Origin of the sequence: Thermodesulfobium narugense DSM 14796 (assembly GCF_000212395.1) — a bacterium.
Taxonomy (GTDB): domain Bacteria; phylum Thermodesulfobiota; class Thermodesulfobiia; order Thermodesulfobiales; family Thermodesulfobiaceae; genus Thermodesulfobium; species Thermodesulfobium narugense.
Genome location: NC_015499.1, coordinates 65,360 through 77,085, shown reverse-complemented (window position 1 = coordinate 77,085; position 11,726 = coordinate 65,360). Strand labels below are relative to the sequence as shown.

The 11,726-nt window shown below is 34.5% G+C and carries 11 protein-coding genes; 1 reads left to right on the top strand and 10 read right to left on the bottom strand.

All coding sequences use genetic code 11. The features are described from left to right. Position 1: 1 nt before the first annotated feature. The 10 genes from istB to THENA_RS00355 form a co-directional block, all read right to left on the bottom strand. Positions 2–775, bottom strand: coding sequence for an IS21-like element helper ATPase IstB (gene istB / locus THENA_RS00400; RefSeq protein WP_013755461.1), 774 nt, complete (start codon positions 773–775; stop codon positions 2–4). Further along, positions 762–1,973 (bottom strand): Mu transposase domain-containing protein, encoded by a 1,212-nt coding sequence (locus THENA_RS00395; RefSeq protein ID WP_041437873.1) that lies wholly within the window; start codon positions 1,971–1,973, stop codon positions 762–764. Before THENA_RS00395 ends, istB begins: the two co-directional genes overlap by 14 nt. 155 nt (positions 1,974–2,128) lie before the next feature. Continuing rightward, on the bottom strand, positions 2,129–3,247 hold the full coding sequence (locus THENA_RS09480) for a hypothetical protein (protein WP_013755459.1): 1,119 nt from the start codon (positions 3,245–3,247) through the stop codon (positions 2,129–2,131). A gap of 6 nt (positions 3,248–3,253) precedes the next feature. After that, positions 3,254–3,913, bottom strand: a complete 660-nt coding sequence (locus THENA_RS00385; protein ID WP_013755458.1) for a hypothetical protein — start codon at positions 3,911–3,913, stop codon at positions 3,254–3,256. An 87-nt stretch (positions 3,914–4,000) separates the two neighbouring features. Beyond that, positions 4,001–5,185, bottom strand: a complete 1,185-nt coding sequence (locus THENA_RS00380) for a hypothetical protein (RefSeq protein ID WP_013755457.1) — start codon at positions 5,183–5,185, stop codon at positions 4,001–4,003. Positions 5,186–5,330: 145 nt separating this feature from the next. Beyond that, positions 5,331–6,461, bottom strand: coding sequence for a hypothetical protein (locus THENA_RS09475; protein ID WP_013755456.1), 1,131 nt, complete (start codon positions 6,459–6,461; stop codon positions 5,331–5,333). A gap of 6 nt (positions 6,462–6,467) precedes the next feature. Then, complete coding sequence (locus THENA_RS00370; RefSeq protein WP_013755455.1) at positions 6,468–6,986, bottom strand: hypothetical protein; 519 nt, start codon at positions 6,984–6,986, stop codon at positions 6,468–6,470. A 103-nt stretch (positions 6,987–7,089) separates the two neighbouring features. Then, positions 7,090–7,707, bottom strand: a complete 618-nt coding sequence (locus THENA_RS00365) for a DUF996 domain-containing protein (protein ID WP_013755454.1) — start codon at positions 7,705–7,707, stop codon at positions 7,090–7,092. 246 nt (positions 7,708–7,953) lie between these two features. Continuing rightward, the gene (locus THENA_RS00360) at positions 7,954–10,335 is read right to left on the bottom strand and encodes a Lon protease family protein (RefSeq protein WP_013755453.1); all 2,382 of its coding nucleotides are present in this window, start codon (positions 10,333–10,335) and stop codon (positions 7,954–7,956) included. A gap of 2 nt (positions 10,336–10,337) precedes the next feature. Next, positions 10,338–10,949, bottom strand: coding sequence for a peroxiredoxin (locus tag THENA_RS00355; RefSeq protein ID WP_013755452.1), 612 nt, complete (start codon positions 10,947–10,949; stop codon positions 10,338–10,340). Positions 10,950–11,120: 171 nt separating this feature from the next. On the opposite strand from THENA_RS00355, the gene THENA_RS00350 reads away from it, so the two are divergent. Next, complete coding sequence (locus tag THENA_RS00350) at positions 11,121–11,720, top strand: hypothetical protein (RefSeq protein ID WP_013755451.1); 600 nt, start codon at positions 11,121–11,123, stop codon at positions 11,718–11,720. The last annotated feature ends 6 nt before the right edge of the window (positions 11,721–11,726 follow it).

Below are 11,726 nucleotides of genomic sequence, written 5' to 3'. Positions count from 1 at the left end.
ATTAATCTTTTTTATCCCTTTCTATTTTTTTGAAGAGTTCTTTCATTCTATAACTCTTTCCAGTTATCAAAAAGGGATAACTGTGATGTAACAACCTGTCTAATATTGCTGATGCTACTACATTATCTCCAAATATTTCACCCCATTCTTCAAATGGCTTATTAGTGGTCAATATTATAGATTTCTTTTCATATCTCTTTGACACAAGTTTAAAAAACAGAGATGAAGCAGACTTGTTGACTTCAAGGTAGCCAAGCTCATCAATTATTATTAAGTCTATTCTTGACAGTAATTCTACATACTCAGCTATCTTAGCGCTAATATTAGCTCTTATTAGTTCTGTCATCAATTCCTCTGCTGTAAAGAATAATACTCTCTTTCTCTGAAGAGCTGCCCTTACTCCTATCCCTACTGCAAGGTGTGTTTTACCTACTCCTGGAGGTCCTACAAATATGATATTTTTTGCATCATCCATAAAATTTAGATTACACAGCTCTCTTATTAGTTTTTCATCTACTTCAGGCTGAAAACTAAAGTCATACTCTTCTATAGTCTTTATAAATGGGAACTTTGCCTTTTTTAACTTTGCCTTGACAGAATTATCTACCCTTGAATCCGCTTGAATTTTTAATACGTTGTACAAAAACTGCTGATAGCTTATTTTGCTCTTTGCTGCATCTTCTGCTTCTTTTATGAATATATCCTTTATTAAAGGCAAAGATAATATTTTGCAGTAATACGTTATTGCCTCTGTAAGATTGTTAGTCTTTTGCATAAGCATACTCCTGTAGTGACCTTTTTACATTTTTAGAAGGTATTTGAGTTGTTTTTATTGTTAGGGATAAAGAATCTTCTTTAAGACTATATTTTTGCAGTTCACCTTTAACAAAATGGTAGTTAAAGATATCATATTTTATGCATTCCTGCATGACTGAAATACAGGATAAGGTATCATAGTGTCCAAAAAGAGATAAAATATGTCTTAAATGATATTTTGGATTTAAGCCTTTCTTGTTTTTAATGCGATCTAGAAACAGATCTTTGTCATTAAACATAGAAAAGTGCTCCAGAAACCTGTGACTTAAACTATCAAAGGAACTCTCTTCTACCATGTTGTTATAGTTTTTATAATGGCTCTTGTTTATTACAATATTTCCTTTGTTTTTTGGTATTGTATGCTCAGCTATTAATTTCTTAGTCTGTGAGTATATATAAAGCTTTATTCCTTTATAGGTTGTAACCCAAGCATCTTTACCTGAAAAATAATGCGGTACAGAATATCTGTTACCATTGTAGCTTATTAGACAATCTGAAGTTACCTTTCTTGATTCAAGAAATGATGATAAAAATAGCTCTTTTTCAGGCAAAGAAATTAAGAGTTCTCTCTCTCTTTCAAAGAACTGATTAGGGACTCCCTTTGTCCTTCTACATATACCACCAGCTTCCTTAAAAGATTCTTGTAAAATAGTGAATATTGTACCCTGAGTAATATTAAGGCTCACGTCAAGAAACTTTTTTCTGCTATAACCAAATATCAATGAATGTAAATAAACCTTTATTTTTTCTAAACCAAAACTTACAGTATATTCAGACCAATCATATTGCATTTGTTCACCAGGAGATGTTTCATATGGTTCGTATGTTTTTGTAGAAATATCCTTTTTTAACTCTTTGAAATGTTCATTAATGTAACGGTAAACAGCTATGCTAGAGCCATTGTAACCTTTAGATTTCAGGTTAGATATAATTACAGATACTCGTTGTCTTTTAAAGATAAAGGCCTCTTTGATAAACTCATGAAATGGTTCAAGCTCCTTGTAAACCATCTTTCCCCGCTCATAGGAAGGATAGGTTTCACTCTTAAGAGCCCTTTTTACAGTATTGCGAGATACTCCCAGAATCTTTGCAATCTTTCTTGTTCCCATACTTGGATTACGTTTCTTCAGATTAATTATTGTTACCCAATCTTCCATCCTTAACACCTCTTATCCTCCCTACAAAAAATTTTGTAGGGTATTTTATATTAAGGTGGGTCATTTTTCATGAAAAAACTGGGTCTATTTTACATGAAAATTTACACTTATATGAATTTGAGAGAGCATAACACACAAATTCTACTGGTGCACTTTTACTGTGCGTTGGTGGTGCAGTTTAGCACGGCGGATGACACCATGTTAAGAAGGGTTGTATCAAGGCTCATGGCAATGGGTAGATCTGGCATAAAGCCATATCCTTTTATCCAGGGAAGTCCTAATATATCAGGGTTTAGCTGGACGTCTTTGTTGTAGTAGCTATATAGCTTGTTCAGTGTAAGGTTTACGTCTGCTGCTTGAAGAGTAGTGCCATCTTCCTTTTCTACTGAAGCTATTTGTGTTATCTGATTTCCATTTTGGGTTATATTAGTTCTCTGTGCATTAAGGCTAATTGACTTTATTCCAAGTTCAGAAAGGCTCTTTAGTTCTCCAGGTTCAGTTATGCCATCGTTGTTTGTATCCTGCCATACTTTTAAGTCTTTAAAGATAGGATTAGATGAGTCTATCTTTCCATCTTTATTTGCATCGTAAGCAGATAAAGACTGAAAGCCAGAAGTAGAGCTGTTACCAAACATCTCTGATATGTCATCTACTTTACCATTGTTGTTTTTATCCAGGACTAAAAAGCCTTCATCATTTGTTATCCATCCTACCTTATTTGCAAATCCTGAACCTGTTAGATCAAACATAGCTTTAGAGCTATTTATATCTGTAAGTCTTATTCCTTTTCCACTAAGGTCTATTACTAATGGATCTGTATGAAGGATGCCTTGACCAAGAAGGCTTTGAACTGTTTTAGGATATGCGTATCCTGGATTTTGGTTTGCTAATGCCCATTCATCCAATATCTTTAAAATCGATCCATCTTCAAATCTGTCCCAGAGAAATCCACCAAGCTGAGAAAAAGCCTCACTTAGAATCAGTGATCCTATTGGTCCACCTAACATTCCACCTATAATTGCGCCCAACAGTTCAGCAGTACTTTTACCTATTGCACTATTTGGGTCCATGCCATCTGAAATTCTATTTGCACTTTTTCCAGCTGTCAGCGCTCCATCGTCAAGCAAAAATTCACCTTTTAATAAATTAGTTAGCACTCTCGTATCTATTATTCCAGTTGATTCCATCCCTGCCTCTTTCAGAGCGTTCTTAAGTAGTGTATAAGACCCTGTCTTAGAAATTTTATAAAGCCACAACAAAGCTAACAGTCCCATAACTCATCACTCCTTTATAAATTTTTGGAGAAATAAATCGCAATACCCCACAGGCCTACAAAATGTCCCCTCATTTCTTCCAGATATCTGAGCTAAAAATTTAATAAAGCGGGCTTCATCTTTGCTTTTAAACCTGGATGTATACACAATGAAACCTTTGTTATATCCTAAAAATCCTATGAGATACATTATATCCAAGAGAATACCTTTTGCTTCTGTGATAAGCATACCCATCCAGTTCATTGCATATTTGGCTCTTCTGTAATATACTGCCTTATCCTTTTGCGTTAGAAATTGTATTTTTACTCTCTTAACAACTCTATCTCTATACACTTCTATTTGTTTTGTGTTTACTAGATCTATCATTACCCAGAGAGCGTAAAATGTAGCAAGAGGACCGACAGTTGCAAACATGAAGCGTTGAAACCCACTCTTAAGATGAACATCAAAAATTCCAATTAAAGCCATCAATACGGAAAGAAGAAAAGCCAGCAAGAAAAGAAGAAACAGAGAAAGAGTCCTGAAAAATGTATATCTTAGGACCATTACAGGTTCGTTTGTATCTATATCCTCTACTACACTCTTTAGGCTTTCATCTATATTCTTTTCAAATTGACCTGTTCTTAAAGAACTTAAATCCTTATTGCCTTTATTGTCTTCAAACACTCCCTCTCCTACCCTTCCTTTGTAAATTTTAATTTAATTTTAATGCAGTTTTAATTATCTTAATTAATTAATGATATTTGTTAAATGTTATGCTACTTTATTTATAAATCTTGTTCTGTATTTCTTGTTAAAGCTTGTAATCGAAATAGTTTTTATCTTTGTTTCAAAGCTTGCTTCGTTAAAGTCTTGATCAAGGACGATCTTGCCAGTAGAGATGTCGTAATGGACCGGTAAAGTGTTGCTTAAATTGTCTGACCACAACTTTGTAATGTCGTTGTATCCAATTGTCTTATCCGCAAATTGAAATTGATAAGTTTGTTGACCAAAGAAGTTCTTAAGTTTCATAATGCTGTCGCTGGGGTTGTTTTTAAGGGATAATATAAGGTCGGGGCCGTCCTTAGCAAGGATTAGGTCATTTTGAGAGATATTCTTGCTAAATACAATAGTGTTTAAACTTCCGTTTGGATATACAGTGTCAAGTCCGCCGCCCCTTTCAAAAATGTAGAAATTGTTGCCACTGCCACCTGTATCTGTGTCGTTTCCTGGACCGCCTAAAAAGATATTGTTGCCGTTGTTGCTGGCGGTTAGGTTATCATCCCCTGGGCCTCCTGAAAGAATGCTATTACCCGAATACCACCAATAAGATGATATCCCATCGTTTCCTGAAGTGCCTGTAAATACGTCAGTCTGACCAAACAGGAATTTAAAGGTTGGATTGTTTACAAGGTTTGTGATTGAAGATATGTTGTCAGAATTTGCTAAGGCATCTGCAACTATACTTGCTCTTAAAGAACCTACAGCAGGACATAAAAATTCAAAAAAGGGATTATTTACAAGGTTTGTAATTGAAGATGAGTTATCAGGATTTATTAGTGTATCCATTATTACCCTTGCTACACTTTGTGAACTTGTTGCTCCAGTATCACCTAATGCACACAAAGAAAGAATTGCAAGACTTGAAGTATTTGTATCATTTGATAAGAGCATAGTTTTTATCTTAGCTTCAAAGTCTTGTTCGTTAAAGCTTTTATCTAATACAATTGTGTCTGTAAAGAAGTCATAGTAAGCTGGCAAAATATTGCTTAGCTTGCCAGAATCAACCATAAACCTTGTAAATAAGTTTTGAAACATTGTATCCCATGCACTTAACAGGTCTTGACCAGATGCATGTCTTATTCCATCCTGTACTTCATTAGAGGTATATCCAGAAAACTTTTCTATTGCTCCAACCTGTTCATAGCTAAGGGTTATTCCATTATCAAAGTGAAGCAATCTGTTTTGTTTGTCATTACCGCTTAGTATAGCCCAGCTTACTCCAAGCTCTTTATCCGTAATATCCTCAACTCCTGCCCATCTGAAGATATCTTTTCAAAGTTATCCTTTAGCTTTGTTATGTCTGTATTGGTGGTAGCATCCTTTACCATGTAAGAAGGGTTGTATCAAGGCTCATGGCAATGGGTAGATCTGGCATAAAGCCATATCCTTTTATCCAGGGAAGTCCTAATATATCAGGGTTTAGCTGAACGTCTTTGTTGTAGTAGCTATATAGCTTGTTCAGTGTAAGGTTTACGTCTGCTGCTTGAAGAGTAGTGCCATCTTCCTTTTCTACTGAAGCTATTTGTGTTATCTGATTTCCATTTTGGGTTATATTAGTTCTCTGTGCGTTAAGGCTAATTGACTTTATTCCAAGTTCAGAGAGGCTCTTTAGTTCTCCAGGTTCAGTTATGCCATCGTTGTTTGTATCCTGCCATACTTTTAAGTCTTTAAAGATAGGATCAGATGAGTCTATCTTTCCATCTTTATTTGCATCGTAAGCAGATAAAGACTGAAAGCCAGAAGTAGAACTGTTACCAAACATCTCTGATATGTCATCTACTTTTCCATTGTTGTTTTTATCCAGGACTAAAAAGCCTTCATCATTTGTTATCCATCCTACCTTATTTGCAAATCCTGAACCTGTTAGATCAAACATAGCTTTAGAGCTATTTACATCTGTAAGTCTTATTCCTTTTCCACTAAGGTCTATTACTAATGGATCTGTATGAAGGATGCCTTGACCAAGAAGGCTTTGAACTGTTTTAGGATAGATAGAAGAAGTATTTTGGTTTGCTAATGCCCATTCATCCAATATCTTTAAAATCGATCCATCTTCGAATCTGTCCCAGAATTCTCCAAATTTCTGAGAGCCAATCTCACTTAGAATAAAATTTGCTATCACGCTTATCGCTATGCCTGCTGGCCCACCTGGTAATCCAGGCATTACTTTAGTTATAATATCAGCAGCTAATCCACCTGCAATTAAACCTGATATTTCAGCTGCAGTTTTACCTTCAGCATGGGTTGTATTGTCACTTTCGTTTAGATTTTTTCCATAATCTAAAAAGCCACTCTGCAATAAAAAATTCCCTCTTAATAAGTTAGTTTCTGCTCTTGTATCTACCGGGCCAGATGCTTTTATTCCTGCATCTTCCAAAGATTTTTTAAGTGCTGCAGAATCTGCAGTCTTAATTACTTTGTATAAAAATGGTAAAACTGCCTTTGTTATCATACATCATCACTCCTTTATAAGTTTTTGACTGGTTCCATCTGTTTCGAAAGGTCTTAAAAATTCATTTTCATTTCTTCCAGATATCTGAGCTAAGAATTTAATAAAGCGGGCTTCATCTTCCTTTTTAAATCTGGATGTTTCTATGATTAAATTCTTATTAGGCCAGCAAAAAAAAGTTTTTGCCTCTGAAAAGGATATGCCCATTGACGCAAGCAAAAATGAAGCTCTTTTATAATATATTACTTTGTCTCTTTGCATTGGAAATGGTATTTTTACTCTCTTAACAACTCTATCTCTATACACTTCTATTTGTTTTGTATTTAGTAGATCTATGATTGCCCCGAACACAAAAATTGTAGCAAGAAAGCAGATGATTGCAAAACTAAAGTGTTTGAATCCATTTTCAAAATGGCCAGCAGAAATAATTCCAAATTCGTCTAAAGTTCCAAATAAGAAAAGAAGAAAAACCAGCAAATAAACAATAAACAGAGAAAGAGTCCTGAAAAATGTATATCTTAGGACCATTACAGGTTCGTTTGTATCTATATCCTCTACTACACTCTTTAGGCTTTCAGAGGTTTTGTTGAAGTCAAAGGCATCAAGTTTTTTCTGGGAATATATAAATGTTCTAATCCTCTTTCATCTTTGTAGGAGTAGTGTAAAACGCTATCATAAGAATGGTATAAAGGGCTAAAAGGAGAATACTTAATGCTTCCATAGCAACCTCTTCAGATAATAAGAAAAAAAGGGGAGAAAGTACCACTGCAATTGGATTAGCAAAAGCAAATATTCTGTAAAACACCACCTTTGTATATCTATACATTAAATTGAAAGAAGAACTCGTATACAAAACACCAACAATCCCAAGAACAGTAGTAAAGTGTATTAAACCTTTTAAAAAAGGCAGTTGAAGATAGGTATAGCCAAATGCAATAATTCCTCCTACTATTTGAAAAGTCATTCCAATAAGAGCTTGATTAAAAATCTTAGAATTATTAAAGACTTTAGAAAACTTATAAAGAGATACGAGGATGAAGATATATCCCATTATCTGTGCCGTTAGAGTACTAAAAAGGAGAATAATATTTTTAAAATTGAAAGTACTTATAGCCAGTAGTATAATTCCAACCCCCCCTATTTCTTTAGGAGAAGACAGATCTCTATACATAGTACTTTCTCTTCCCCTTTCAAATTGACCTGTTCTTAAAGAACTTAAATCCTTATTGCCTTTATTGTCTTCAAACACTCCCTCTCCTACCACCCTTCATTAGTAAATTTTAATTTAATTTTAATGTAATTTTAATTATTTTAATTAATTAATGGTATTTGTCAAATGTTATGTTAGATTATGTGTGTATTACCAAACAGTCTTATTGTCGTCCTCGCAGAAAATAAAAATTGCCCTAACTATAGTGACCTTATATCTTTAATATTCAAAGATATAAGGTCACTAATGGTGTCTCTTATTTATTATTAATAAGCCACAATCTAGTTATTCCTTCTTTTTATCTTCCTCCACCCCAACCTTTGCAAACTCCTCCAACCTTTTTTCCACACAAGAATATACGCTATTTTTTATAAAATTTCCTTTATCATCCTTAGAATCAACGTCTAAACCGGTAAGGATTTTTAGACCTTCTTCGACCCTTGAAATTGCAAATATCTTAAATTTTCCCTCTTTTACTGCTTCAATAACCTCGTCTCTGAGAATTAGATTGTTTACATTTCTTTCTGGTATTATTACCATTGCGTCATTTACATTCCTTGCTTTGCAGACCTCGAAAAATCCCTCTATCTTTTCGTTTACACCGCCAATTGGCTGAACCTCACCCCATTGATCCATTGAACCAGTTATAGCAACATTTTGTTTCAAAGGGATATTAGAAAGAGCGCTAATCAAAGCATAAAATTCGGCACAGGTTGCAGAGTCACCCTCGATTCCTGAATACAACTGTTCAAAAGTAATTGATGCAGAAAATGAAAGAGGTCTTTTCTGCCCAAAAAGATGTCCAAGATAGCCTGACAAAATAAATACAGCTTTGTCATGAATTTGACCGCTCATCTTAACTTCTCTTTCTATGTTCAAAACTCCTCTCTTGCCAGCATATACCTGAGCAGTAATTCTAGCAGGCTTGCCAAACAGATGCCCTCCCAAAGACATCACAGCTAATCCGTTTACTTGCCCGACCATTTCACCAGAAGTTCTGACAATAATGGTGTCTTCAAGAATAGCTTCTTGAATTCTTTCTTCAATTCTTCCATTTCTAAAAATTTTATTTTTGATCGCGTCTTTTACGTGCGAATCATTAATCTCAGAACTGCCAGATTTAGTAGCAAAATAATTTGCTTCTGTAAGAAGGTTTCTGATCATGCTGGTTCTCAAAGAGAGCTTATTCTTTTGTCCTGCAATCCTTGCCGATTCTTTAATTATATAGTTTATGCCAGTCTCGCTTAATGGCAAAAGGCTATCTTTTGAGGATATATCCTTTATTAGCGAAATATACTTATCTAAACCTGAATCAGCATTTAAGATATCGTCAAAATCCACTTTTACGTTGAAAAGTTCTCTAAACTCATCGTCATACTGGCTAAGGATCTCATAAAGAAAACTTGAACCTATAAGAATTACTTTAAGATCAAGATCTATGGCTTCAGGTCTAAGAGCCCCCGAACTAACAACCCTATACGGTTCCCATGGATCTTCAATTCTTACCTTGCCCTCCTTAAGGGCTCTCTTAAGGGCATCGTAACTAAAGATATTTTTTAACAAATCTTGTGCGTCTAAAACAAGAAAACCATGGTTTGCTCTATTTATAGCCCCAGATTTAATTTGTGTAAAATCAGTAACTGCAGCACCATAAACAAACTTGTACTCAATTTTGCCAAATAGGTTACCATAACTAGAATTGGACAAGTAAACGACTGGAGCACCTTCAACTTCAGAATTATCAACAAAAAGGTTTATCAGATATTTATCAAAAGAAGGCTCTGGAGGTCTCATTAAGAAAGGTACGCTAGCGTTCTGCTCTACACTAGCCTTTAATTCTTGAACTCTGTCTAAAAGATCTGATCTTACTTCGTCCAAATAAAGGAGAAGATCCTCTCTGTCATAAAATTCATCTCTAACTTGTTTTAAAATGTTATCTACAAAAGATGCTGCAAAATCTTTATCTAGTGATATGGTTTTTTCTCTTAAGTTCTTTTCTTCCTCTCTTATCTGGCGAAGTGCCTCGTTCATCTTCTCGTTAAGCATTTCTCCAGTTGTTTGTATCCTTTCCTTATCTTCATCAGAAAGAGCTCTATATTCCTCTTCCGTAAACGGAGCTTTAGTAGAAGGAGAAACTGCAAAAAGCTCTATTACCCCGTTTTCAAGAGTTCTAATTGCAAAATTATACTTTGTTACTTCCTCCTCAAATTCAGAAAAGATCCTTGCTCTTTTTCTTTGAAACTCTTCTATCAACTTTCTTCTTGCAACTTCATATTCTTTGGATTCAAATTTTTTCGGAAAATCAGACTTCAAGCTCACTACAAAATCATTCATATACTTTTTGAAAACTCTGCCTTTGCCAGCTGGCAAGTATAAAACTTTAGGCATATCAGGATTCTTGAAGTTAAATACATACACTACATCATCTGGTTTCTTAAGATCTTTAGCTCTACTTCTGAGTATAGACAAAACTGCATCTTTCTTGTTCATTCCTTCGTGTCCAACTACAAATATATTATATCTAAAATCCTTTATAGCTAGACCAAAATCAAGAGCTTTAAGAGCTCTCTCCTGACCTAAAAATTTTACATCCTCTTCTTTGCTCTCGCTTATTAAGCCTAATTTAATTTCTGGAACTGTTAAATCCGATACTGAAAGTTCTCTCATTTTTATGCCCCTTCGTCAGAAATAGTTCCCATCTTCCAATAATGATAAACGCTTCCCACAAGATCTGCACCCGGTATTAAAGCCTTCTCTCCTGGTTTCCAGCTTGCTGGGCAAACTTCATTATTTTCACGAGCAAATTGCAAAGCTTGAATTTGCCTGATTATCTCGGAAATGCTCCTACCTACTGAGGATGCTAATATGGTCATTGCTTGAATAACGTCATCTGGATCTATAATAAAAGCACCTCTTAGATTAACTTTAGTTTTTTCGTCATAAACTCCAAACCTTTTGCCTATACTACCATCCTGATCGCTTAACATTGGATAAGGGAATCTTGTATTTATCATCTTACTTAATTCAGAATCATCCCATGCCTTGTGAACATATGGACTATCTACGCTTATAACAAAAACGACAACCTTATGCTCATCAAAATCACACTTTTTTGAAGCCAACTCAGCCAATTCCGTAGGGCAAACAAATGTAAAATCTCCTGGATAAAAATAAATTAATTTCCAGAATTTTTTAAAATTGCTTAGATCTATTGTTTCTATTTTGCCATCAAAATAGGCCATTGCAGAAATTTCTGGGCAACTTGACCCTACAAGTGACATTTTTAAACCTCCACCTTAGTTTTTAAAAGCCTTAGTAAAGAAGAAAACATATATGATGATTTTAACAAAAAAAGAACAATTTGTAACAAATATAAGCTAAGTTTATGATAGAATACTTTTTAGGTTTTCTAAAATTTTGTAATTTAGTAATCTGACTATCGGGAGGTTAATTTGAAGAGCTTTAAATTATTGAAATTTGTATTTCTATTATCTGTCTTTTTTGCTATGTTCTCAAGCAACGCACTGGCAAAAAAACTTTTCCCAATTCCACCTATAAGAGTCGCGGTATTACCCATAATAAACAAAACAGATGAACAACCATTTTTCTTGGAATTGGTAAACGAAAGGTTTAATGATTTTCTTAAAAATTCAAACATTGAACTGATACCAGAAAAAGAAGTTATGGAATATCTAAAGAAGAGCGGTTATGATCCGGAAAAAAAGGAATTCCCAAGCAAAGATACGCTAAAATATTTAGCAATAATGACAAATGCTGATGACGTAATTGGTCTCTCACTAGAAAACGTTACCAGACAACCCCCTATACCGCTGGACGTAACTTATAAGTTGTCAGCACAAGTAAGCATTAAGACTATCGAATATGAGAGATATAAAGACGATATACTCACTTATGATTTTAGTGAAAAGGGCGAAAGCTCAAATATACCCTATGAAGGGGTGTCAATGAAGAAGGCAATAATAAATGCCACAAACAAAGTAATGGATGAAGCTCTAAAATCATATGTATTTTCAGGTTTCTCAAATCTTTAGAATATA

Bases quoted from the DNA above. Each gene is read 5' to 3' on its own strand.
- THENA_RS00370 (WP_013755455.1), bottom strand. From the start codon at position 6,986: ATGGTCCTAAGATATACATTTTTCAGGACTCTTTCTCTGTTTATTGTT.
- THENA_RS09475 (WP_013755456.1), bottom strand. From the start codon at position 6,461: ATGATAACAAAGGCAGTTTTACCATTTTTATACAAAGTAATTAAGACT.
- THENA_RS00360 (WP_013755453.1), bottom strand. From the start codon at position 10,335: ATGAGAGAACTTTCAGTATCGGATTTAACAGTTCCAGAAATTAAATTA.
- THENA_RS00355 (WP_013755452.1), bottom strand. From the start codon at position 10,949: ATGTCACTTGTAGGGTCAAGTTGCCCAGAAATTTCTGCAATGGCCTAT.
- THENA_RS00395 (WP_041437873.1), bottom strand. From the start codon at position 1,973: ATGGAAGATTGGGTAACAATAATTAATCTGAAGAAACGTAATCCAAGT.
- istB (WP_013755461.1), bottom strand. From the start codon at position 775: ATGCAAAAGACTAACAATCTTACAGAGGCAATAACGTATTACTGCAAA.
- THENA_RS09480 (WP_013755459.1), bottom strand. From the start codon at position 3,247: ATGGGACTGTTAGCTTTGTTGTGGCTTTATAAAATTTCTAAGACAGGG.